General features: G+C 68.7%; 24 protein-coding genes and 2 tRNA genes. 12 read left to right on the forward strand and 14 right to left on the reverse strand.

All coding sequences use genetic code 11. From position 1 onward, the window contains the following. Window positions 1-124 precede the first annotated feature (124 nt). Window positions 125-334, forward strand: a complete 210-nt coding sequence (locus ACQEU1_RS20865) for a hypothetical protein (RefSeq protein ID WP_089922009.1) — start codon at window positions 125-127, stop codon at window positions 332-334. Window positions 335-522: 188 nt separating this feature from the next. Here the strand turns inward: ACQEU1_RS20865 and ACQEU1_RS20870 are convergent. The 3 genes from ACQEU1_RS20870 to ACQEU1_RS20880 all read right to left on the reverse strand — a co-directional run bounded on the left by ACQEU1_RS20870 (window position 523) and on the right by ACQEU1_RS20880 (window position 3,983). Further along, window positions 523-596, reverse strand: a tRNA-Met gene (locus ACQEU1_RS20870). A gap of 253 nt (window positions 597-849) precedes the next feature. Then, a tRNA-Met gene (locus ACQEU1_RS20875) sits at window positions 850-923 on the reverse strand. 51 nt (window positions 924-974) lie between these two features. Continuing rightward, a complete protein-coding gene (locus tag ACQEU1_RS20880; protein ID WP_433204137.1) occupies window positions 975-3,983 on the reverse strand; it encodes a UPF0182 family protein in 3,009 nt (1,002 codons plus the stop codon). A 94-nt stretch (window positions 3,984-4,077) separates the two neighbouring features. Here ACQEU1_RS20880 and ACQEU1_RS20885 point away from each other — a divergent pair, with 94 nt between their 5' ends. Beyond that, window positions 4,078-4,617, forward strand: a complete 540-nt coding sequence (locus tag ACQEU1_RS20885) for a PPA1309 family protein (protein WP_433204140.1) — start codon at window positions 4,078-4,080, stop codon at window positions 4,615-4,617. A gap of 175 nt (window positions 4,618-4,792) precedes the next feature. Here ACQEU1_RS20885 and ACQEU1_RS20890 read toward each other — a convergent pair whose 3' ends face one another. Then, the gene (locus tag ACQEU1_RS20890) at window positions 4,793-5,872 is read right to left on the reverse strand and encodes a YlbL family protein (protein WP_433204145.1); all 1,080 of its coding nucleotides are present in this window, start codon (window positions 5,870-5,872) and stop codon (window positions 4,793-4,795) included. A 44-nt stretch (window positions 5,873-5,916) separates the two neighbouring features. Between ACQEU1_RS20890 and ACQEU1_RS20895 the strand changes: the two genes are divergently transcribed. Next, a complete protein-coding gene (locus tag ACQEU1_RS20895) occupies window positions 5,917-7,227 on the forward strand; it encodes a zinc-dependent metalloprotease (RefSeq protein ID WP_433204148.1) in 1,311 nt (436 codons plus the stop codon). A gap of 65 nt (window positions 7,228-7,292) precedes the next feature. On the opposite strand, the gene ACQEU1_RS20900 is transcribed toward ACQEU1_RS20895, so the two are convergent. Beyond that, window positions 7,293-7,820, reverse strand: a complete 528-nt coding sequence (locus ACQEU1_RS20900) for a M48 metallopeptidase family protein (RefSeq protein WP_266039418.1) — start codon at window positions 7,818-7,820, stop codon at window positions 7,293-7,295. Between the two features lie 195 nt (window positions 7,821-8,015). Between ACQEU1_RS20900 and ACQEU1_RS20905 the strand changes: the two genes are divergently transcribed. The 4 genes from ACQEU1_RS20905 (at window position 8,016) to ACQEU1_RS20920 (ending at window position 10,979) form a co-directional block, all read left to right on the forward strand. Further along, window positions 8,016-8,171: a DUF5679 domain-containing protein gene (locus tag ACQEU1_RS20905; RefSeq protein ID WP_189160476.1), complete on the forward strand. Its 156-nt coding sequence runs from the start codon at window positions 8,016-8,018 to the stop codon at window positions 8,169-8,171. 64 nt (window positions 8,172-8,235) lie between these two features. After that, complete coding sequence (locus ACQEU1_RS20910; RefSeq protein WP_433204152.1) at window positions 8,236-9,018, forward strand: TOMM precursor leader peptide-binding protein; 783 nt, start codon at window positions 8,236-8,238, stop codon at window positions 9,016-9,018. After that, window positions 9,015-10,325: an ABC1 kinase family protein gene (locus ACQEU1_RS20915; protein WP_433204155.1), complete on the forward strand. Its 1,311-nt coding sequence runs from the start codon at window positions 9,015-9,017 to the stop codon at window positions 10,323-10,325. Before ACQEU1_RS20910 ends, ACQEU1_RS20915 begins: the two co-directional genes overlap by 4 nt. A gap of 111 nt (window positions 10,326-10,436) precedes the next feature. Next, window positions 10,437-10,979 carry a hypothetical protein gene (locus ACQEU1_RS20920; protein WP_433204158.1) on the forward strand — a complete coding sequence of 181 codons (543 nt, stop codon included), beginning with the start codon at window positions 10,437-10,439 and terminating at the stop codon, window positions 10,977-10,979. 951 nt (window positions 10,980-11,930) lie between these two features. On the opposite strand, the gene ACQEU1_RS20925 is transcribed toward ACQEU1_RS20920, so the two are convergent. The 4 genes from ACQEU1_RS20925 to ACQEU1_RS20940 all read right to left on the reverse strand — a co-directional run bounded on the left by ACQEU1_RS20925 (window position 11,931) and on the right by ACQEU1_RS20940 (window position 15,997). After that, window positions 11,931-12,752: a class I SAM-dependent methyltransferase gene (locus ACQEU1_RS20925; RefSeq protein ID WP_433204161.1), complete on the reverse strand. Its 822-nt coding sequence runs from the start codon at window positions 12,750-12,752 to the stop codon at window positions 11,931-11,933. 338 nt (window positions 12,753-13,090) lie between these two features. Next, the gene (locus tag ACQEU1_RS20930; RefSeq protein ID WP_285637687.1) at window positions 13,091-13,411 is read right to left on the reverse strand and encodes a WhiB family transcriptional regulator; all 321 of its coding nucleotides are present in this window, start codon (window positions 13,409-13,411) and stop codon (window positions 13,091-13,093) included. 98 nt (window positions 13,412-13,509) lie between these two features. Continuing rightward, window positions 13,510-13,785, reverse strand: a complete 276-nt coding sequence (locus ACQEU1_RS20935) for a hypothetical protein (protein WP_433204164.1) — start codon at window positions 13,783-13,785, stop codon at window positions 13,510-13,512. 142 nt (window positions 13,786-13,927) lie between these two features. Then, complete coding sequence (locus tag ACQEU1_RS20940; RefSeq protein ID WP_433204167.1) at window positions 13,928-15,997, reverse strand: ATP-dependent DNA helicase UvrD2; 2,070 nt, start codon at window positions 15,995-15,997, stop codon at window positions 13,928-13,930. Window positions 15,998-16,057: 60 nt separating this feature from the next. Here ACQEU1_RS20940 and ACQEU1_RS20945 point away from each other — a divergent pair, with 60 nt between their 5' ends. Beyond that, entirely contained in the window at window positions 16,058-16,786 is a 729-nt protein-coding gene (locus ACQEU1_RS20945) for a DUF4191 domain-containing protein (protein ID WP_433204170.1), read from the forward strand. 69 nt (window positions 16,787-16,855) lie between these two features. On the opposite strand, the gene ACQEU1_RS20950 is transcribed toward ACQEU1_RS20945, so the two are convergent. Next, window positions 16,856-17,140, reverse strand: a complete 285-nt coding sequence (locus ACQEU1_RS20950; protein ID WP_433204173.1) for a DUF1330 domain-containing protein — start codon at window positions 17,138-17,140, stop codon at window positions 16,856-16,858. A gap of 88 nt (window positions 17,141-17,228) precedes the next feature. Between ACQEU1_RS20950 and ACQEU1_RS20955 the strand changes: the two genes are divergently transcribed. Continuing rightward, window positions 17,229-18,137: an AraC family transcriptional regulator gene (locus ACQEU1_RS20955; RefSeq protein ID WP_433204176.1), complete on the forward strand. Its 909-nt coding sequence runs from the start codon at window positions 17,229-17,231 to the stop codon at window positions 18,135-18,137. Here the strand turns inward: ACQEU1_RS20955 and ACQEU1_RS20960 are convergent. Continuing rightward, window positions 18,124-18,597: an RDD family protein gene (locus ACQEU1_RS20960; protein ID WP_433204179.1), complete on the reverse strand. Its 474-nt coding sequence runs from the start codon at window positions 18,595-18,597 to the stop codon at window positions 18,124-18,126. The two genes, ACQEU1_RS20955 and ACQEU1_RS20960, sit on opposite strands and share 14 nt — an antisense overlap. A gap of 169 nt (window positions 18,598-18,766) precedes the next feature. Here ACQEU1_RS20960 and glnA point away from each other — a divergent pair, with 169 nt between their 5' ends. Then, complete coding sequence (glnA, locus tag ACQEU1_RS20965) at window positions 18,767-20,191, forward strand: type I glutamate--ammonia ligase (protein WP_433204182.1); 1,425 nt, start codon at window positions 18,767-18,769, stop codon at window positions 20,189-20,191. A gap of 55 nt (window positions 20,192-20,246) precedes the next feature. Here glnA and ACQEU1_RS20970 read toward each other — a convergent pair whose 3' ends face one another. Continuing rightward, window positions 20,247-20,510, reverse strand: coding sequence for a hypothetical protein (locus ACQEU1_RS20970; RefSeq protein WP_382445813.1), 264 nt, complete (start codon window positions 20,508-20,510; stop codon window positions 20,247-20,249). 282 nt (window positions 20,511-20,792) lie between these two features. Between ACQEU1_RS20970 and ACQEU1_RS20975 the strand changes: the two genes are divergently transcribed. Further along, window positions 20,793-21,017: a hypothetical protein gene (locus ACQEU1_RS20975; protein ID WP_433204185.1), complete on the forward strand. Its 225-nt coding sequence runs from the start codon at window positions 20,793-20,795 to the stop codon at window positions 21,015-21,017. Window positions 21,018-21,072: 55 nt separating this feature from the next. On the opposite strand, the gene ACQEU1_RS20980 is transcribed toward ACQEU1_RS20975, so the two are convergent. Both ACQEU1_RS20980 and ACQEU1_RS20985 read right to left on the reverse strand, forming a co-directional pair. Next, the gene (locus ACQEU1_RS20980) at window positions 21,073-21,570 is read right to left on the reverse strand and encodes an NADAR family protein (RefSeq protein WP_433204188.1); all 498 of its coding nucleotides are present in this window, start codon (window positions 21,568-21,570) and stop codon (window positions 21,073-21,075) included. 73 nt (window positions 21,571-21,643) lie between these two features. After that, window positions 21,644-22,219: a hypothetical protein gene (locus tag ACQEU1_RS20985; protein WP_433204191.1), complete on the reverse strand. Its 576-nt coding sequence runs from the start codon at window positions 22,217-22,219 to the stop codon at window positions 21,644-21,646. A 99-nt stretch (window positions 22,220-22,318) separates the two neighbouring features. Between ACQEU1_RS20985 and ACQEU1_RS20990 the strand changes: the two genes are divergently transcribed. Next, window positions 22,319-22,552, forward strand: coding sequence for a hypothetical protein (locus tag ACQEU1_RS20990; RefSeq protein WP_285637667.1), 234 nt, complete (start codon window positions 22,319-22,321; stop codon window positions 22,550-22,552). Window positions 22,553-22,592 lie beyond the last annotated feature (40 nt).

Raw genomic sequence — 22,592 nt, forward strand, 5'->3', positions numbered from 1 at the left:
CGCCCTCGTAGCACGACCTGGTGAAGCCCGCGCGGACCTCTTTCCTACGCCTGAGGTTGCGGGAAAATGATCACTGCCAGGCCGGCGCCAGTCAGGCGCGGCGGGACGACGGAGGTCGGGGACCGTGAAGAACCTGAACTTGAAGTGGCTGGACCACAAGAAGGTCGCCGCGCACACGCGGGCGTGGGTGACCGGTGGCATCCCGGAGCAGGCGGGCAAGGACGAGTGCATGGTGTGCGGCAAGCAGATCCGCAAGCACCGCACCGTCAACGGCGAGGGCCGCATCTGCTCCAGCATGCTGTGCGCCCAGTACTGGGCGGAGAACATGACCTGAAAGCCCGCCCGGCCCACCAGGAGGGTCCGGGCCTCGCCGCGAGAGTCCGTGGCTTGCCCCAGCGGGCCGGCCACGGGGGTCATCGCGGACCTGCCCCTCGGCCACCCGCGGGAAGCCGGCCGGGCTTGCTCGACCCTCAATGCAATACGAAGAAGGCCCGGTTCAGATGAACCGGGCCTTCTGTCTAGTAGCGGGGACAGGATTTGAACCTGCGACCTCTGGGTTATGAGCCCAGCGAGCTACCGAGCTGCTCCACCCCGCGCCGCTTCTAGCTTGTCTTGCTGTTGTAAGTAGAACTATACACGCCCTGGAAACCTGTTTTTCACCACCCCCCACTAACCGCGTTTCCGCAGCTGAGAGGCCACGGACAAGCAACCGGCCGCCACCTGGGCCACTGGGCGACCTACGGGGGTCTGGGGGCTTGCCCCCAGGGTGGGGTTTGGGGGCTCCGCCCCCAATGCAAATGCGAAAAAGCCCTGTCAGCGATTTCCGCTGACAGGGCTTTCCCGGCTTTGTAGCGGGGACAGGATTTGAACCTGCGACCTCTGGGTTATGAGCCCAGCGAGCTACCGAGCTGCTCCACCCCGCGTCGGTAATTAGAACCATACGCGGGGGGAGCCGCTAATTGCAAATCGTCAGGTCAGCCTGACGGTGTGGGGCTCGGCACAACCGACGACTGCCCGGTGGAGGGCGACGACGGCGCACCGGTGTTGAACTGCTTGAACCGCTTCGACGCCTCGTCCAGCTTCGCGTACGCCTGGCCGAGCTCGGTGAAGTTGCCGCTCGACTGCGCCCGCTTGATGTCGGCCAGCGCCGTGTCGATGTCGTTGATCGCCTTCTGCAGGTCCGGGCTCAGGTTCCCGTTGGAAGGCGGCGTCGACGGCGGCGTGGACGGGTTGCTGGTGTTGCCGTTGCCGGTGTTGTCGCTCGGCGGCGGCACGACCGCGCCGGCCCCGCTGAGCACCTGGTCCAGCGCCTCGTTCAGCGTGGACGCGTAGCCGACCCTGTCGCCGTACCAGACGAGCACCTTCGACAGCTGCGGGTACGACGTGTTGTTCGACGCCCGCTCGATGTAGACGGGTTCGACGTAGAGCAGCGCTCCACCCAGCGGCAACGTCAGCAGGTTGCCGTAGACGACCGTCGTCTTCTGCTGCGTCAGCAGGTTGAGCTCGCGACTGACGTTGTCGGACGTGAGGAACTGCGTCTGGATCTGTTGCGGGCCCTTCGCGTCCTGGCTGAGCTGCAGGACGCTGATCTTGCCGTAGTTGTCCGGGTCTGAGCCGACCGAGACGTGGGCCGCCATGAACTCGCGGTTCTCGCGCACCAGCGGGCTGGTCAGCTGGAAGCGGACCTTGCTCGGGTCGCTCGGGTCTCCCGCGAGGACGTAGAACGGCGGCTGGGCGTCCCTGCGCTTGCTCGCCGCGTCGCGCTGGGCGTCGGCCGTCGTCACGTTGTCGATCGTCGGGTCCTGCGGCGGCGCCCAGTAGGCGACACCGGAGTAGAAGTCCGACGGCGACGAGACGTGGTACTTCGACAGGATCTGCCGCTGCACCTTGAACAGGTCCTCGGGGTAGCGGAAGTGCTGGCGCAGCTCGTCCGAGATCTCGCTGCCCGGCTTGACCGTGCCCGGGAAGACGCCCATCCACGCCTTGAGGACCGGGTCCTTGTCGTCGATCTGGTACAGGTTCACCGAGCCGTCGTATGCGTCCACAGTGGCCTTGACCGAGTTGCGGATGTAGTTGACGGGCTTGTTGACCTGCGAGATGACGACGCCGTCCGCGGTGAGCGAGTCGTTGGTCGCGTCACCGAGCTGCGTGCGCTGCGCGTACGGGTAGTTCTCGAGCGTGGTGTAGCCGTCGACGATCCAGGTGATGCGGCCGTTGACGACGGCCGGGTACGGGTCGCTGTCGACGGTGAGCCACGGGGCGACGGCCTGCACTCGGTCCCGAGGGGTGCGCTTGAACAGGATCTTCGAGTCGTCCGCGATCGACTGGTTGAAGAGGATGTTCCGCTCGCCGTAGTACGCCGCGAACGCCATCTTGTTGATCAGGCTGCCGATCGGGACGCCACCCGCACCGGTGTAGGTGTACGACTTGGCGTCGGTGTCGTACTCCGCCGCCGAGCCGGCCGGGCGGCCGCCGACGATCGAGTAGTCGTTCTGGCCGAACAGCTCGCCGTAGTACGTGCGCGGCTGGTCGACCTTGATGCCGTTCGCCGCGTTGCCGACCTCGCCGTTCGACTTGACCTCACCGGTCTTGAAGTCCGGGTAGCCGCCGTTGGACTCGTCGGCGACCGCGTTCACCTTGTTCGCCTCGGCGTAGACGAAGCCGTTGCCGTGCGTGTAGATGAGGTGCTGGTTGATCCAGTCGCGCTGGCCCTGCGGCAGGCTGTCGAGCTTGAGCTCGCGCACCGCGACGATGTAGTCGCGGAGCTTGCCGTCCACTGTGTACCGGTCGACGTCGAGCTTGTTCGGGAAGCCGTAGAACGGCCGCAGCTGCTGGAACTGCGTGAACGTGCGCGAGAGCACGGCCGGGTCGAGCAGGCGGATGTTGCCCAGGGTGGCCGCGTCGTTGGTCTTGATCGCGTCGTTGGTGACGTTCTGCTTGCCTTCGTACGGCTTGGTCTCGACCTTGTCGTCGGTCAGCCCGAACGACTGCCGCGTCGCCGCGATGTTGCGGGTGATCGACTCGGCTTCCTTCTGGATGGCGTTCGGCTTGACCGAGAACTGCTCCAGCACCGCGGGCCACGCGGCGCCGACGAGCACGCTCGACAGCACCAGCAGCACGGTCGCGATGGCCGGCAGCTGCACGTTGCGCATGAACGCGCCCGCGAAGAACGCCACGGCGCAGAACACCGCGATGCACAGCAGGATCAGCTTGGCGGGCAGCACCGCGTTGAGGTCCGTGTAGCTCGCACCGACGAACTTCTCGTTCTCGTGCAGCAGCAGCGTGTACCGGTCGAAGAAGTAGGCGACGGCCTTCAGCAGCACGAACGTGCCGGCGACGAGCGCCAGGTGCAGCCGCGCGGGACCCGAGAGCTGACCGCCGCGACCGGCCAGCCGGATGCCGCCGAAGAGGTAGTGCGCGATCACGGCGCCGATGAACGACACCGCCGTGGTGATGAACAGCCACGACAGCAGCCACTCGTAGAACGGCAGCTGGAACGCGTAGAAGCCGATGTCGTGCCCGAACTGCGGGTCCGTCACGCCGAACGGCTGCGAGTTGAGGAACAGCTGGATCTGCTGCCAGTCGTTCTGCGCCGACGCGCCCGCGATGAGCCCCACGAACACGGGGATGCCGATCGCGAACAACCGCATCCGCCGCATCACGACGGTCCGGTAGCGCGCCACCGGGTCGTCCGGCCCGGACACCGGCACGAAGACGGGCCGCGCGCGGTAGGCGAGGAAGAGGTTGAGCGCGACGATGCCACCGACCACCGCGCCGACGGCCACGAACAGCCCCAGGCGGGTGAACAGCACTGTGCTGTAGACGTCGCGGAATTTCACCTCGCCGAACCACAGCCAGTTCACGTAGGTGTCGAGCAGCCGCGATCCCGTGATGAGACCGAACAGGAGCACAACACCCACGATGAGCAGTATTCGGCTGCGCCGGGACAGTTTCGGCAGTCCGACCGGAGGCCGTGTGGCCACGAGGCACGCTCCTGGATCGCGGTAAATCGATACGTACGTTTAGTCCAACTCTACGGACGACGCCCTGGGTTCCCGTGAAGTCCGCAGTCTTACGATGACACGCGTGTCAGCGAGTGAAACGCCAGCGGTCATCCTCCCCACGGTCGCCCGTGAGGTTGAGCAGTTCGTCGGGTCGGGCGGCTGGGAGCAGCCACCGCAACTGTTCGCCCTAGTGGCCACCTCGGACCTGCTCGCCCAGCAACCGGAGCTGGCCGACCAGCTCGACCCGGAGGCGAGCCCGCTGACGCCGATCGCGCAGGACTCCCTGGAGGGCGACCTGGGCGACGCGCTGGCGGGCATCGAGTGGCCCCCGGCCGTCACCGGCTGCGCCCTGGCCCAGGAGATCGTCGTCCTGCCCCCGGAGGCGGAGACCGAGCTGAGCCACGGCGAACTGGACGACGAGGCGGCCCGCAGGTTCGCGGCCGAACACCCGTCCCGCCGCGAGGCGCGCCTGGTGGCCGCGGTGCTGCGCGACGGCTCCGTCTCCTGCGTGCTGAGGCTGCGCGGCACGGTCGAGGTGCCAGAGGAGGTCGTCGAGCACCCCGAGCTGGCGCCCAACCTCACCGACGCCCTGCTCGCCACGCTGCGGCCCTAGTCGTCACGCCCCCAGGCTGGCACAACCCCGGCACGACCTCGCGCCGGGGTTGTCAAGTCGTTGCGCGCTGTTCGCGGCGAGCGGACACCGAATCCCGCCGGTGAGGACGTTCGCCGACCGGCAGTTGGACGGCACCGGGCTCGCGTGAGCGGGGAACGAGTCCCCGCTCAGCCCCTCAGCACTTCGGCGTTTCCTTGCCCGCGTTGAGGGCCTCCAGCGACGAGACGGCGTCCGTCAGGGTGTCGACCTTGATCAGCTTGAGGCCCTCCGGCGTCTGCTGCTTCGCCTCGTTGCAGTTGGCCGCCGGCACGAGGAACGCCTCCGCGCCCGCCTCCTTCGCGGCGACCATCTTGAACGCGATGCCGCCGATCGGGCCGACCTTGCCGTCGCCCGCGATCTCGCCGGTGCCCGCGATGGCCTTGCCGCCGTTGAGCTCGCCAGGGGTCAGCTTGTCGACGATCGCCAGCGCGAAGATCAGGCCGGCCGAGGGGCCGCCGACGTCGGACAGGCTGATCTTGATCTTGAACGGCACGTCGGCGCGGTCCACCGGCGAGATGCCGATGAAGCCCGCCGGGCGGCCGTCGTCGCGGGTGCCGAGGGTGAGCTGCGTCGATTGGGAGGTGCCGTCCTTCTCGTACGCCACCTCGATGCGGTCACCCGGCTTGGTGTTCTCCAGCGCGGAGCTGACGTCCGCGGCGCTCTGCACCTGCTTGCCGTTGACCGAGATGATCCGGGCGCCGAGCGGGATCACGTTCTCGGCGGGGCTGCCCTTGGTGACCTGGTTCGCGATCACCATGCCCGGATACTTCAGGTAGTGCAGGGCGGCGACCTCGGCGGCGGTCTGCGACTCGCTGAACGCCCGCTCGTTGTTCTCCTGCACCTCCTGCTCGGACTCGCCGGGCTTGAAGAACTCCTCGCGCGGGGCCAGCGCGTAGCGGCCGGACAGCCACAGGCCGAGCGCGCCGAAGAGCGAGACCTCGTCGGTGAGCGAGACCGTCGTCATGCGCAGGGTTCCCTTGGTGGGGAACGTGTCCTGGCCGTCCACCGCGACGACGTCGGTGTCCTTGACCTTGCCGAGCACGTCGTAGGTCGGGCCGGGGCCCAGCGCGACGTACGGGACTCTGGCGAAACCGCCGAGCAGTCCGAGCGCCGCCACCACTAGGAAGCTGACGATCAGCGTCCACGTCCGGCGGGTCAGTCCGCGCTCCCTCGGCGGGAGCGCGGGCGGGGGTGCGGTCGTGACGGTTTCACTCACGGCTGAACAGCGTACGACCATGTCTATCCGCGTACGGTAGAGGCATGAGTGACGTGCCGTTCGGGTTCAGCCCGCACGACCCCGACGACAAGAGCGGGAAGCCGGGAGACAACCCGTTCGACTTCAGTCAGCTGGGCAACATGCTCAGCCAGCTGGGCTCCATGCTGAGCAACGCGGGGTCGTCGAGCGGGCCGGTCAACTACGACCTCGCCAAGCAGATCGCGTTCCAGCAGCTGTCCTCGACGACGACCACGATCGGGTTCGGCGCCGACCAGTCGAGCGCGGTCACCGACGCCGTGCACCTGGCGGAGATGTGGCTCGACCCGGTCACGTCGCTGCCCGCCGGCACCCGCACGACCCAGGCGTGGACCGCGCGCGACTGGATCGAGCGCACGATCCCGACCTGGCAGCGCCTGTGCGACCCGGTCGCGCAGCGCATGTCCGGCGCGTGGGTCGAGGCGATGCCCGCCGAGGCCAAGCAGGCCGCCGGCCCGTTGCTCGCGATGCTCGGGCAGATGGGCGGCATGGCGTTCGGCTCGCAGCTCGGCAACGCGCTGGCGCAGCTCGGCTCCGAGGTCCTCACCTCGACCGACGTCGGCCTGCCGCTGGGCCCCGAGGGCACCGCGGCCCTGCTGCCGGCGAACATCGAGAAGTTCACCGAGGGTCTCGAGCGCCCGGCGTCCGAGGTGATGGTGTTCCTCGCCGCCCGCGAGGCCGCGCACCAGCGCCTCTTCACGCACGTGCCGTGGCTGCGGCAGCGCCTGCTCGACACCGTCGAGGAGTTCGCCAAGGGCATCAAGGTCGACACGTCGGCCCTGGAGCAGCTCGCGGGCCAGATCGACCCGTCGAACCCGGCCTCCATCGAAGAGGCCATGGGCTCCGGCCTGCTCGAACCGCAGACGACCCCGGAGCAGAAGGCAGCCCTGGAACGGCTGGAAACCCTCCTCGCTCTCGTCGAAGGCTGGGTCGACGTCGTGGTCGACGCCGCCGTGGCCGACCGCCTGCCCGGCGCGCCGGCCCTGCGCGAGACGCTGCGCCGCCGCCGCGCCTCCGGTGGCCCCGCCGAGCAGACGTTCGCGACGCTCGTGGGCCTGGAGCTGCGCCCGCGCAAGCTACGGGCCGCCTCCGCGCTGTGGAAGCTCATCGGCGACCAGCACGGTGTCGAGGTGCGCGACAGCGTGTGGGAGCACGCCGAGCTCGTGCCGACCGCCGCCGACCTGGACGACCCGCTGGAGTTCGCCGAGCGCCTGACGAACACCCGCAAGGCGCTGGAAGACCCGATCGCCGAGCTGGAGCGCACCATGCGCGAGAGCGAGGGCAAGTCCGAGGGCGACGACAAGCCCGAAGAGGCCTGATCCGCTCCTGAACATGCGAAACGCCCGGCGCGCACACCCGCGCCGGGCGTTTCGCGTTCGTCAGCTCAGTCTTCGGTGATCCCCAAGCCTGCGGCGGCCGAGAGACCCTCCAGATAGCCCATGGCCCGCTCGGTCTTCGGGTAGCGGTGAACCCACTCCCAGAAGTCCTTGCCGTGCCCTGGGACGAGCAGGTGCGCCAACTCGTGCACCAGCACGTAGTCGAGCACCCACGGCGGCACGTCGCGCAGCCGTTCGGACACGCGGATCGTGCCCTCCGTCGGCGTGCACGACGCCCACCTCGTGCGCATGGGCGGCACCCAGCGCACGCTCGCGGGCTCCGCCAGCGAGTCCAGGTAGCGCGCCGAGAGCTCGGCGCACCGCGCCATGAGCGCCTCGTCCGATGTGCGCGCAGGAGACTTCCTGCGCGTCTCGCTGCGCTGGAGGCGGCTCAACATCTCCGCCACCCAGTGCTTCTCTTCCCCCTTGGTCATCCGTGCCGGTAGGAGGACGACGACGGTGTCACCCTCCCGGTACGCGCTGACCATGCGGCGGCGCCGGGGGCTCCGCCGCACTTCCACCCGCGGTTCGGCCATGGAGTCACCGTAAACGTCGCCACCGACAATTTTCCGCCCCCAACCGGCGGCAGCCCCGCACCCGGCGGGTGAAGTTCCACCGAACGGCGGCTGGACACGCGCGGAATCGACATGCGCGGTTTCGCACGCTTGCGGAGGTACCGTCGCGCCAAGGTCCCCGAGTGTGTCCGCACTCACAACTGCAAGGGAGGGGCTGTGGCCGAGTCCTACAACGGCTATTGCGTCAAGTGCCGCGAGAAGCGGGACTTCGACGGCAACGTCGAGGAGACCAATGGTCGGCGCATGGCGAAGGGCACCTGCCCTGTCTGTGGCACGAAGATGACGCGGATCCTCGGCAAGGCCAAGGTCTGACGTTTTGGCTGGCAGGGGGCCTCGCCCCCTGCCAGTCTGTACCGCTGTGGAGACAAGACCCAGAGTGCGCGCCGGACTGGCCGTGGTCCGCAGGTCCGCCGGCGTCGTGCAGGTCGGAACAGACCCGAAGCACGCCGTGGTGATCGACTCGCTGTCCGACGCGCTGGTCGACGAGCTGATCAGCCTCGACGGCCGGCTCACCGTCGCTGAACTGGGTGAAAAGCTGAAATCCCGAGGCGAGGACATCACCCGCATGAGTGAAGTTCTCGAATCGCTCGACCAGGCGGGCCTGCTGGAGTCCGGGTCCTCCGCGAGGGCCGGGACGGCCGCGGTGCACGGGTCCGGGCACCTTGCGCTCTCAATTACTTCGCTTCTAGCTGAATCAGGCGTGCAGCTCGCGCACAACGCCGATTTGACCGTTTTGGCGGCGACGCTGGTCCCGGACCCGAACCTCGTGAGCACGCTGATGGCGTTCCGGACGCCGCATCTGGCCGTGCGCGTGCGTGAGGGCGTGGCCATCGTGGGGCCGTTGGTGCTGCCCGGTCGTTCGTCGTGCTTGAACTGCGCGGACCTGCACCGCACCGACCAAGATCCGCAGTGGCCCGTCATCGCGGCCCAGCTGGTGGGCAGGCCCGCCTCCTACGACGTGCTGTTCGCGTCGGGAGCGGCGGCGCTGGCCGTGGCGCAGATCCTGGAGTCGCTGGACCACGTCACGGGCCGCGAGCAGGCGCCTCCGCCCGTGGTGAACGCCACCGTCGAACTCGACCTCGCGACCGGCGTCGCTGAGAGGCGTAGCTGGTATCCGCACCCTGACTGTCAGTGCTCCGCACATAACATGGCCGAGTGACCGAGATTCCGCGCAAGGCCGTGCAGCGCACCGCCAAGCTGGCGAGCCTCCCGCTCGGGGTGGCAGGCCGGGTTGTCGGCGGCTGGGGGAAGCGACTGACCGGACGCGCGGCCGACGAGGTCAACGCCGAGGTGACGGCCAAGACGGCGGAGCAGGTGTTCGCGGTGCTCGGCCAGCTCAAGGGCGGGGCGATGAAGTTCGGCCAGGCGCTGAGCGTGTTCGAGGCTGCGGTCCCGGACGAGCTGGCGGCCCCGTACCGCGAGGCGTTGACGAAGCTGCAGACCGCGGCCCCGCCGATGCCCGTCCGCACCACGCACCGAGTCCTCGCCGAGCAGCTCGGCGCGTCCTGGACGAAGCGCTTCCAGTCGTTCGACGACTCGCCGGCCGCGTCGGCGTCGATCGGCCAGGTGCACCGCGCGGTGTGGCACGACGGCCGCGACGTGGCGGTGAAGGTCCAGTATCCCGGCGCCGACGAGGCCCTGCGCGCGGACCTGAAGCAGCTGCTCAGGTTCTCGAGGTTGTTGCAGGCGATCATGCCCGGCACCGACGTGCGCCCCCTGCTGGAGGAGCTGCGCGACCGGTACCTGGAGGAGCTCGACTACCGCGACGAGGCCGCGAACCAGCGCACGTTCGCGAAGGCCTTCGAGAACGACCCACATGTGCTGGTCCCCCGCGTCATCGCCTCGGCCCCCAAGGTCATGGTGACGGAGTGGACCTCGGGCGTCGGCCTCGCCGAGATCATCCGCTCCGGCACGGTCGAGGACCGCGACCTGGCGGGCCAGCTCCTGGCCGAGTTCCACTTCTCGGCCCCGTCGCGCTCGGGCCTGCTGCACGCCGACCCGCACCCCGGCAACTTCATGCTGGGCGAAGACGGCCGCCTGCGCGTGATCGACTTCGGCGCCGTGGCCCGCCTCCCCGACGGCCTCCCGAAGACCCTGGGCCTGATGACCCGTCTGGCCCTCGACAGCCGCTCAGCCGACCTGGTCGAGCTCCTGCGCACGGAGAACTTCATCCGCGAGGGCATGGAACTGCACGGCGAGGACGTCCTCGGCTACCTGGCCCCGTTCGTGGAACCGCTGCGCACCGAGTCGTTCCACTTCACCCGCCGCTGGCTCCAGTCGCAGGCGGAACGGGTGGGCGACCTCCGCAGCCCGGACTCGCAGACGGGCCGCTCCCTGAACCTGCCGCCGCAGTACCTCCTCATCCACCGCGTGACGATGGGCGCCACCGGCATCCTCTGCCAACTCGACGCCCACGTGACCGCGCGCGACATCGTGGCCCGCTGGCAACCGGGATTCGACGACTGACCCACCCGGACAACTCGCCCGGGTAACTCGTCCGAGTGAACAACCCCCAAGTTGTCCACAGGTTGGTCCCAGCCCCGATTTCGCACCCCCGCCGTGGTCCACGATGGCTCCATGACCTCCATAGCCACCACCGCTGAACTGCGCAAATCCGGTCTCTCCCCGCGAGCGATCCAGCACGCCTGCACCCCGTCGGGCCCGTGGCAGAAGCTGCTGCCGGGCGTAGTCCTGACGACTTTGTCCCCACCGACCCGCCTGGACCGCCTGCGAGCAGTCCTCTCCTTCATCGGCCTCTCCGCGGTGATCACGGGAGCCGACGCCCTGATCCGCCAAGGCGCCTCCCTCCCGCTCCCCCGCCACATCCACGTGCTGGCAGGAACGAACGCGCGCCGAGCCCACCCGTGGATCCTGCTGGAACGAACAGCCCGCCCACCCGAAGTAGTAGAACGCCACGGCCTACGCCTGGCCGCACCAGCAAGAGCCGCCTTGGACCTCGCCCGCCGAGAAACAAACCCACGAGCCGTGGTCGAGATCCTCGACGCCGTGCTGGACGCCCGCCTGTGCACACCACACGACCTGCAAGAGGAGCTGGAAGCAGGCTGCCGCCGAGGAACGGCCCTGGCCAGACAGGCCTTAAGCCACCTCTACCCGCCGTGACAGCCCGCCACCCGCGACCGTGGTGAAGGGCTGAGGCCAGCCGAGGAGAGCGAACGGAGGCAGAGGCCACCGGCCGGGCCAAAGCCAGACGCGGGCGCCCGGCGCGGGTGCGGGGCCCGGCAGTTGGAGCCGACAGCGGGCTAGACGGCAGAGCTCAGTATGGATGGCGAAGGCCGAGGGCCCGGAACAGCTGGCCGAGTCGGGCTGCGGCCAGAGCCTCGGACGGCCGAGGTCGCTGACTGATGTCGATAGAGGTCGACCGAGGTGGGCAAGGCAGGGGCCCAGGCAGCCCACATCGCAAAGCGAAGACGCACGCAGGCCCGGCGCACGACCCCAACCTGCGGTCGTCAGCGCAAGGCGACCACGCACGCAAGCCAGGCGCGCGGTGCCAACCGGACAGCCAACGACGCACCCCAACCACCTACGAGTCCCGGCGTGGCAAAGCCGAAGGCGAGCCCGAACGGGCTGATCCCACTCCGGTCAGCGGTCGAACCCACCGACTGCGATTGGGGCTTTACCTTGAGGGGGCGGGATGCCAACCTGTCCGGTCCGGCCGGGGCGCATTCATCCCCGGCTTTGAGGCCGCGAATGCATCCCGCCAGAGGCTCAAGGTCAAGCCCCAATCGCCACCCCGCTCTTCGGCAGGACCTACGCGAGCACCCTCGCAAGGTAGGCAAATCTCGGGAACGCGACCAACCCCGCTGGAACAGGAACCAGCCCGCAAAGCCGACCCCGCAACCCGCCAACCAGGAAAACCAGCAGGTCAACGCCAGTACTCGTCAGGCAGCTTGCCTTCGATGTCCCGAACGTGGGCCTTGGCGCAAACCTGACACAACCACCGAACCCCACCCCCAACCCTCTCCGAAGACCAAGCCAAGAACTCCAACTCGGAAACGGAGCCCCGCCCAACCCCGCACCGATGACAAGAAACGCCCGACAAATCCCCCAAGCTCACCGCCGCCGCCCAACATGAACGGTGTCGGTCTCCAGAAGGAACACGTCCTCCCGAGCCCCGACGAACTCCGAATCGGAGGGGTTGAGCAGCCGCCGCAAAGCCTCACGATCAGAAGGGTGCACCTGAGGCCCGGCAACTTCAGCCAACCAGGTCAGCCGGTCAACGGCCCAGTCCCGCACCAGCTGCTTGGCCGGAGCCGGATGGTCGACCACGAAGCTGAAAGCGCTGATCTCCCCAAGACCGGCGTCGGCCAACGCGACGTTCCACCCGACAGGGAGGCGGACGGAGCCGGCCATGTTCTCGCGCATCGACACGAACCACGAGGCGCGAGCAGCAGCGAGCCGGTCTTGGAGGCCGGGGGCACCGACCCCGAGGTCCCACGGCAGGAAGCGGGTCTCCAGACCGCCCTCGGCCAGCGCCAGCCAGCCGCCGGGTGCCAGTGCCGAGACCAGGCGGCGGACGCCTCGTTGCTGGTCGGGGAGGTGGTGGACGACTCGGGAGCCCCAGATGAGCTCGACCGGGCCGGCGAATGACAGCGGGTCTTCTGAGGCCAGGTCTGCCAGGACCGGCTTGATCTGGACCACGCCGTCTGCCTCGAGGCGGGCCGCGGTGCAGGCCGCGTCCAGCAGTTCGGGGGTTGCGTCCACCAGCACCAGGACGCCGCCGCCGTGTTCTCGCAGGGCCGCGACGAGGGGGACGCTCATCGTTCCGGCGCCGCAGCCCACGTCCATCACGACCGGGGAGTCGGGCAGTGGCTCGACGAGTCTGCGGGCGACCGAGGACAGCGCTTCCGCCTGCAGGGAGCCGTAGCGCCTCATCGCGTGGAGGCGGGATGACCAGTCGATTCCGTCGTGAGTGTGGTGCGGCACAAAGGGAGACGGTACGGAGGAACGGCGAAGGCCGCCATCCACCTTCTCGTGGATGACGGCCTCAGCTCGTGACTGTCAGAGGTCGAAGCGAGCCGCTCTGCGTCCCGCCCATCGCGACAACCTGCGCCAACGTTGCGCTGCCGCGAGGCGGTTCGCCACGCGTTGCTCTTCAGCGAACCTCTGGGCTTCTTGTATTCGTATTCGCACGAGTTCTTCGTTCAGAGACATGGGAGTCAGGCCCTCGTTCAGGTAGGCGGGCATTGCGCTGTGGTTGAGCTGCGAGGTGTTCACGCCGCCGACTCCGTCCTGCTGGCCGGAACAACTGCCGCGTCCTTGCGCGGACGGCCACGCGGCCGCTTCCGCGCGATGACGACACCGCGCTCGAAGATCTCTCCACCCCAGACGCCCCACGGCTCGTGACGCGCGATCGCGCCGGCGAGGCACTCGGCGAGGACCGGGCAGGTCCCGCAGAAGGACTTCGCCTTCTCCAGGTCGGCTGGAGCGTCGGCGAACCAGAGGTCGGGGTTGTGGGTGCGGCAGGGGATGTCGAGCCCCTCCGCCAGGTCCGGAAGTGTCTCGCCCGTGAGCGGGACAGTCGCCGTCAACATCAGGTGTTTCTCCTTGTGTGGGGTACTGCAAAAACACGAAAGCCGCGGACTCTGTGCGAGTCCGCGGCTTTCGTGAGCCTGGTGGTCCTTCGACCCCTCTATGGGGTCGGCAGGAGCCTTCTCACTTGATGCGCGGACAGCGCATTCGTGTAGTTGTGGACGTCATCGATGACCGGCAGCGCGATGGGCTGCTCGTTGCGCAGTTCGGCGCCGGCCAGTGCACTGCCGCCCCGCAGAGCGGTGCCGCGCTCGCGTCCCTCGAAGCCCACCGGCTTCAGGGCAGAGCTCTGCCACATCGCTTGGGCGGAGGCAGACGTGCAGAGGCCCTCGGTCAACGGGAGGCCGAGCGCGCGCGAAGTCAGTGAGAGCTTCACAACGGTCACCTCCGACATAGAGAGCTCTGCGTAGAGAGCTAGTAGTAGTTCTTCTTCCCCAGACGGGTCCTCCGGACCCGGCATGAGCAGGTTATGACCCTGTCCCACAGGCTCGCAACCTATTTAACGAAACTTGTCCCGATCAGGTGGCGGAGTACCCGACACCGGCTCGGACCAGGCCCAACACGTCGTCGCCGAACTTGTCGAGCTTCGAGGCGCCGATGCCGGAGATCGCGACCAGTCCGGCCGAATCCGTGGGGCGCTGCTCGGCGATCGCCATCAGGGTCGCGTCGGTGAAGACGACGTACGCGGGCACCTTCAGCTCCCGCGCGCGTCCGGCGCGCCACTGGCGAAGCGTCTCCAACAGCTCCTCGTCCACATCGGACGGGCAGGACCTGCATCGGCCGAGCTTGACGGCCTGCGCCTCGACCAGCGTCGACGCGCACACCCGGCAGGTCGGCTTCTCCTTCTTCATGAGAGGAGGCCGGGACGCGCCCGCGGATACGCGTGCGGCCGGGTGGTTCTCGGGAACGAGGTTGTAGAGGAAGCGGGACCGGCGGCGGTACTTGCGCCCACCGGCCGCACGCGCCAGCGCCCACGACAGCCAGATGTGCTCACGCGCGCGCGTGACGCCTACGTAGAGAAGACGTCGTTCTTCTTCGACCTTGGCCTCGTCGCCGTCGGCGTACTGGATCGGCATCGTGCCCTCGACCAGTCCGACGAGGAACACGGCGTCCCACTCGAGGCCCTTCGACGCGTGCAGCGATGCCAGCGTCACGCCTTCGACCGTCGGCGGGTGCTGCGCCTCGGCCCGCATGTCCAGCTCGACGCAGAACCGCGGCAGGTCGGCTTCGGGAGAGGCGGCGGCGAACTCCTCGGCGAGCTCGACCAGCGCGAGCAACGACTCCCAGCGCTCCCGCGCGCTGCCACCGGTCGGCGGCTCGTCGGTGAGCCCGACGCGGTGCAGCGCGGACCGCACGACCTCGGGCAGGCTCCCGGCGACCTCGCCTGCCGAGCGCAGCGTGATCATCGCCTGGCGCACCTCGGCCCGCTCGAAGAAGCGCTCACCGCCGCGCACCAGGTACGGGATGCCGAGCGACGCGAGGGCCTGCTCGTACACCTCGGACTGGGCGTTCACCCGGTAGAGGATCGCGATCTCGGACGCCGCCACGCCCTCGTCGAGCAACGCCTTGATGCGGCCGGCGACGGCGTCGGCCTCCGCCGGTTCGTCGTCGAACTCGTGGAACCGCGGCTTCGGCCCCTCCGGCCGCTGCCCGATCAGCTGCAACCGCGAACCGGCAGGACGCCCCCGCGCCCACTTGATCACGTCGTTGGCCAGCTCCACGACCTGCGGCGTCGACCGGTAGTCGCGTTCCAGCCGCACGACGACGGCCTCGGGGAACCGCCGGCCGAAGTTCAGCAGCGGCTGCGGCGAGGCGCCCGCGAAGGAGTAGATGGTCTGGTTCGCGTCGCCGACCACCGTCAGGTCGTCACGCGCGCCCAGCCACGAGTCGAGCACGCGCTGCTGCAGCGGCGTCACGTCCTGGTACTCGTCCACGACGAAACAGCGGTAGCGGTCGCGGAACTCCTGGGCGACCTCGGCGTTGTCCTCCAGCGCGCCCGCCGTGTAGAGCAGCAGGTCGTCGAAGTCCAGTACCTGCGCCTCGTTCTTGAGCTCCTCGTAGGTCCGGTAGAGCTTCATGATCTGCTCGGCAGGTGCCGGGATGTCCCGCGCGGCACGCGAGGCGGCGGCCGGGTAGTCCTCCGGCGCCAGCAGCGACGCCTTCGCCCACTCGATCTCGCTGGTCAGGTCCCTCAGCGCGTCCGGTTCGGTCGGCATGCCCAGCCGGGTCGCGGCACGGGCGACGACGCGGATCTTCTGGTCGACCAGGTCCCAGCGCGGACCACCGATGACGCGCGGCCAGAAGTAGCGCAGCTGACGTGACGCGGCGGCGTGGAACGTCACGGCCTGTGCGCCGTGCACGTCCAGAGAACGCAAACGCGTGCGCATCTCCCCCGCGGCGCGCTTCGTGAACGTCACGGCCAGGACCTGCGACGGAGCGACGTGACCGCGTTGGCACAGGTACGCGATGCGGTGCGTGATGGTGCGCGTCTTACCGGTACCGGCACCCGCGAGCACGCAGACCGGGCCGCGCGGAGCCTCGACCGCTGCGCGCTGTTCCGGATCGAGACCCTCCAGCAACGCGTCCATCCCGGCAGTCTCGCAGACGGCCGATGCGAGTCTGATACCACCGCGCCGTATCCTGTCCACATGGCTGGTAAGCAGGACAAGGCGGCGGCGAAGGAAGCGGCGAAGGTTCGCCGCGCGGCTTCAAAGGAACGCCGCAAGCAGATCTTCGAGGCGTTCAAGATGCAACGCCGCGAGGACAAGGCGCTCGTGCCGCTCATGCTGGGCGCGGTCCTGGGCGTCACCGCCATCGCCGTGGTCCTCGGCCTGGTCTTCAACGCGGTCTGGATGTTCGTGCCGCTGGGCGTCGCGATCGGCGCGCTGCTGGCCGTGATCATCTTCGGCCGCCGCGTCCAGAGCAACGTCTTCCGCAAGGCGGACGGCCAGCCCGGCGCGGGCGCCTGGGCCCTGGAGAACCTGCGCGGCCGCTGGCGCGTCACGCCCGCCGTCGCGAACACCACGCAGCTCGACGCCGTGCACCGCGTGCTCGGCCGTCCGGGCGTGGTCCTGGTCGCCGAGGGTGCCCCGCAGCGGGTGAAGCCGCTGCTCGCGCAGGAGAAGAAGCGCATCTCCCGCGTCGTCGGCGAGACCCCGATCTACGACTTCATCATCGGCAGCGAAGAGGGCCAGGTCCCGCTGAAGAAGCTGCAGTCGACCCTGATGAAGCTGCCGCGCAACATCACGGCCGCCCAGGTCGACACCCTGGAGACCCGCCTCGCCGCGCTGGCCAGCCGCGGTCCGGCCCTGCCCAAGGGCCCGATGCCGGCGGGCGCCAAGATGCGCAACGTCCAGCGCGCAATGCGTCGCCGCTGAGCCACCGGCTGCCAGCTCCCACCACGTGAAGAGGCCCGTCGCACATCTCGTGCGGCGGGCCTCTTCACGTCAGGCGCCGCCCACGACCACCCGCACGGTCGAGTACCGCCGCCGCAGTTCCTTGAGCGGCTCGTACGCGGGCGAGTTCCAGAACTCCTCCACGGCCTGCCTGTTCTCGAACTCGTGGATCACGAGCCTGCGCCACGACCAGTCGCCCTCCAGCACGAGAGGTGTCGCCTCGTCGAGGACGTTGCGGGCGCCCACGCTCTCCATGAGCGGGAAGACCTGGTCCACGTACTGCTGGAAGCCCTCGTCGTCGGCGATGTCGGAGTCGATCACTACATAAGCGGTCATGGATCAACCGTAGGAACCGGGTGCCGGTCGTTCCCATGCTTGAAACCGCCTCGGAAATACGCGAGAAGACCGCAGCTAGGGTGATGCGGTGGACGTCTTCACCGATGTCATCGCGACGATGCGCGTGGGCCGCGCCAAGTTCACGCGCTCGCGCTTCACCGGGCCGTGGGGCCACCGCTTCGGCCCGTACCCCGGCGCCGGTTTCCACGTCGTGGTGCGCGGCTCGTGCTGGCTGATCCCGCCGGACGGCGCGCCGGTCCGCCTCGGCACCGGTGACGTGGTGTTCCTCCCCCACGGCGCGCTGCACGGGTTGAGTGACCGCCCGGACCGCACCACGGCCGACCTGCCCCCGGCGCGCGAGTCGGACGACGCTCCGGACGACCCCGACGCGGACACCCACCTGGTGTGCGGCGCGTACCGGCTGGACCGCGGCCAGGCGCACCCGTTCCTGCGCACCCTGCCCGACGTCCTGCACCTGCGCGCACGGCCCGGCAGGCATCCCTCGCTGCGCGCCGCGGTGGACCTGCTCGGCGCGGACGTCGCGGAGACGCAGCCGGGGGCGGCGGCCGCGGTGCCGGCGTTGCTCGACCTGCTGCTCGTCTACCTTCTGCGCGCGTGGCTGGAGGAGGAGTCCGAACGCAGTCCCGGCTCCGGTTGGTGCGCCGCGTTCACGGACCCGGTCATCGCCGCCACCCTGCGGCACGTGCACCGCGAGCCGGCGCACCCGTGGAGCGTCACGGAGCTGGCGAGCCGGGCGGGCATGTCCAAGACGGCGTTCGCGCGCCGGTTCACCGCGCTGGTGGGGCAGTCGCCGATGGCGTACCTGACCTGGTGGCGGCTGAGCAGCGGCGCGCGGATGCTGCGCGACGGCGACGAGACGCTGGCCGCGGTGGCGCGCCAGGTCGGCTACACGTCCGAGTTCGCGTTCGCGGCGGCGTTCAAGCGGGAGTTCGGCGTGGCACCCGGCCGGTTCCGGCGCGGGGCTAGCGGACCTTGATGACGACGGTGCCCGCCGCCTTGTCGTGCAGGCAGCGGCCGTCCGCGTCCCAGACCAGCGCCGGGATCAGCGGGAAGATGAGGATGGTGCGCAGCAGCGCGCGCGGCAGGTGCACGAACTGCTTGCCGTCGATCCGCGCCACCCGCAGGCCGAACAGCGCGTGGCCGGGCGTGAACCCGAAGAACGCGACCGCGACGACGGTGATGACGAACCAGGCGAGCAGGCTCCAGTTCTTCGGCAGGTCGGGTGCCGTGAACACACCGGCGACACCGGCCGCCAGGAGGAAGTCGACGAGGATGGCGAACGTCCGCCGCCCGATCGACGCGATGGACCCCGGCCCGTCCTTGGGGAAGCCGTGCCGCTCGCCGCGCCAGCGCTGTTGCGTGCCGTCGTTCGAGCCTTCACCCGGCGACAGCACTGAGTCGGGTCCTGACAGCCACGAACCGGTCCACCTGCTCACCCCACCAGAGTAAAGCCGTGCTCAACGGGTGAGCACCCGCAGGTCGCCTTGCTCCTTCGGACGACCCCGTTAACACTGGCGAAACATCCGAGTGACGGACGGGCAACACCGCCGACATACGGTCGCTCGTGATGACAAGCCGTTGTCCATAGTCAAGGAGTCGACGAGGGTGTTCAAGAATTCCGACGAGGTGCTGAAGTTCATCACCGACGAGGGCGTCAAGTTCGTCGACGTGCGGTTCAGCGACCTGCCGGGCGTGATGCAGCACTTCACGCTGCCCGCCAAGGCGTTCGACGCTGACGCCATCGAAGAGGGTCTCGCCTTCGACGGCTCCTCCGTGCGCGGCTTCCAGTCGATCCACGAGTCGGACATGCTCCTGCTGCCCGACCTCTACACGGCGCGCCTCGACCCGTTCCGGATCGAGAAGACGCTGATCGTGAACTTCTTCGTGCACGACCCGTTCACGCGTGAGGCGTACAGCCGCGACCCGCGCAACATCGCGCGCAAGGCCGAGCAGTACATCACCGACTCGGGCATCGCCGACACCGCGTACTTCGGCGCCGAGGCCGAGTTCTACATCTTCGACTCGGTGCAGTTCGACACGACCGCGAACGCCGCGTTCCACAAGATCGACGCGGTCTCCGGCTGGTGGAACACCGGCCGTGAGGAAGAGGGCGGCAACCTCGGCTACAAGGTCAAGTACAAGGGCGGCTACTTCCCCGTCACCCCGAACGACCACTACGCCGACCTGCGCGACCAGATGGTCCTCAACATGGAGGCCCAGGGCTTCACCGTCGAGCGCGCCCACCACGAGGTCGGCACCGGCGGCCAGGCCGAGATCAACTACAAGTTCAACACGCTGCTGCACGCCGCGGACGACCTGATGCTGTTCAAGTACATCATCAAGAACACCGCGTGGCAGGCCGGCAAGTCCGTCACCTTCATGCCGAAGCCGCTGTTCGGCGACAACGGCTCCGGCATGCACACGCACCAGTCGCTATGGAAGGACGGCGCGCCGCTGTTCCACGACGAGAGCGGCTACGCGGGCCTGTCCGACACCGCCCGCCACTACATCGGCGGCATCCTGCACCACGCGCCGTCGCTGCTGGCGTTCACCAACCCGACGGTCAACTCGTACCACCGCCTGGTCCCGGGCTACGAGGCCCCGGTCTCGCTGGTCTACTCCCAGCGCAACCGCTCGGCGTGCGTCCGCATCCCGATCACGGGCAACAACCCGAAGGCCAAGCGCATCGAGTTCCGCTGCCCCGACTCGTCGGGCAACCCGTACCTCGCCTTCTCGGCGATGGTCATGGCGGGCCTCGACGGCGTGAAGAACAAGATCGAGCCGCCGGCCCCGATCGACAAGGACCTCTACGAGCTGCCGCCCGAGGAGGCCCGCGACGTCAAGCAGGTGCCGGCCACCCTCGACGCCGTGCTCGACAACCTCGAGGCGGACCACGAGTTCCTGCTCGAGGGCGGCGTGTTCACGCCGGACGTCATCGACACCTGGATCTCGTACAAGCGCGAGCAGGAGATCGACCCGCTGCGTCTGCGCCCGAACCCCTACGAGTTCGCGCTCTACTACGACGTGTGATCGGTTGAACTTCACCTGGAAGGCCCGGCAGGACTCCTGCCGGGCCTTCCGGCGTTCACACGCCCAGCAGCGTCGCCTTCGACGAGACGCCGTTCATGCCCTCGCTCACCCGCACGTTCGACACCAGGACGTCCGCCTCGCCGCCGGTCGGCAGCTTGATGCGCGCCTCGCCGCCGGTGAGCTCCTCCGCGGCCGAGCCAGCGCCGGACAGCTGCCACATGCCGGCGTCGTCCACCGTCTCGATCAGGTCGACGCGGTCCAGCTCGACCGCGTTGCCGTCCGCGTAGACGAGGCGGGCCGGGCCGGAGTAGCTGAACATCGCGGTTCTCCCTGTCAGGTGGGCGTCTAGTCAGGTACACGGATGCGGTACCGCTTCTTGTTCAATTGGAACCATGCCCAGGAACGTCGTGTTCTTCCTCGCGCCCGATGACGAGAGCGCTGCCGCCACCCGCGGTCGGCATCCAGCGCCCGAGTTCCGGGCTCTGGAGTTCCACGACTTCGACCCCGACATGGCGGTTGTCGAGTGGGCCAGGCACTTCGAGGCACTGGGCGGCCCTTCACGAGCCACGAGCGGAGGACCAGGGGCGAATGGCCGCGGTACGTGGCCGAGTACCGCAACGACGGCGTCGGCGTGTTCGTCATGCCTGGCAAGGTTCGGGCCGCGAACGCCACGCGGGACGAGTTGCTCGGGGTCGCGGAACGGTGGGGTGAGTTCCTCGTGGAGATCGGCGAGGACGAGCTGACCGCCGAGCAAAGGCTGGAGGTCGTGCACGGCGTCGCGACGTTGGCCGAGGACGAGCTCGGGCTCTATTGCTGGGTGTGGTGAGGTTGCCGCTCAACGAGACCGCCTCGTTGATCCGAAGAGGACTCGTTGACGGCACTCACGCCGCGAGCCTGCGCCGGACCTCCATCAGGGCCTCGCCGAGCAGGTTGAGGCCCAGCCACGACGCCGGGTCCGCCGCGCGCGGGTCGGTGGCCACCAGGCCGATGCCCCACACGCGGTCCTGCGGGCTGGCCTCGACCAGCACCCTGGATCCCGTGCCCAGCAAGTAGGAACGCAGCGCGGGGTCCTGGCCGAACTTGGCCAGGTTGCCCTCCACGACGATCTCCAGACGCGCGGAAACCCACGCGGCGTCGGAAAAACCGGAGACCTGGCGGCCCAGCGCCTTGGCCTCGGCCGGGGTGCGGGCGGACAGCACCTTTGCGGCGACGGAGAGGTCGTCGAACAGCAACGCCTTGCGCCACATCATGTAGTGCTCGGCGGAGGCGAAGGTCTGGCCGTCCACCGAGAAAGAACACGGCCACCACTGCGACAGGCATCCCTTGCCGATGCCGCCGTCACGTTCGGGCTGGTGTCCCCAGAAGAACAGGTACTTCACGGCAGAAAGACTAGGCGCGCCAGGACCGTGAGTCCTCGGGATTTTCCGGTTCACGCCAGGCTTCGTCAGGAAATCACTTCGGCAGCGGGATTCCGGTGACCGTGATCGCTGCGCCGGTCGGTGCGAACTGGCCGGAGATCGACGAGAACGTCAGGGTGAGCGAGTTCACACCGGAACCGAGCTTCTCGTCCACCACGACGATGCCCGTGGCGGTGGTGCCCTGGATGACGGGGCCTTCCCACTTGCTGCTCGACGCCGCGTAGGTGCGGTTCAGGTCGTCCACGACGGCGATGCCGACGACGGGGAGGGTCATGCGCGCCTGGGAGGCGTTCGTGGCCGTCACGAAGAGCTTGACGCGGCTGTTCGCGACCTCGACCCGGTTGACCTCTATGGTCAGCATGCCGCGCTGTTGCTTGAACGAGCCCGTCCCGACCTTCACCTCGGCCGACGGCTCCGTCGTTTCCAGTGCGCCCTCAGGGGTTTCGACGCCGTTCGACGTAGTCGTCGTCGCGGTCGTGTTGGGCTGAGCGGCCGAGTTCTCACCGCTCAGTGCAAACTGGATCACACCGAGTAGCGCGAGCACACCAACGGCAACACCCGCGATCGTGACCGCGGTCTTCGTGCCGCGCGTGACCCGACGATGCTGCATGACTTCCTTCGTTGAACCCCGGGATGCCCACAGCTCCCCCTCTGGGCGCGCCTAGTCTCATCTCGATTGGGTGAAACGTCAATGCGCTAGTGTCCGCGCGTGTCTCAAGATGTCGCCGAATTCACGGCTCCGCAGCTGCTCACCACCCACATCTTCGACTCCGCGGGAGATGCGCTCGAAGCGGTTCAGGCCGCTGACGTGCTCGACCTCGGTGTCCGCGTCTACAACCGGCTCGTGCCCGACGTCGACGACGCGGAAGCGTTGGAGGAGGAGTGGGTGGTCGAGGTCTACACCAGCGCACCTGCGGTGGACCCCGACTCCGACGAGGACTGAGCAGTTTCCAGAACCGGGGGCACGCCGTCAGGAGTGCCCC

Source organism: Lentzea sp. CA-135723, from assembly GCF_050936595.1.
In the GTDB taxonomy this organism is placed as follows: Bacteria; Actinomycetota; Actinomycetes; order Mycobacteriales; family Pseudonocardiaceae; genus Lentzea.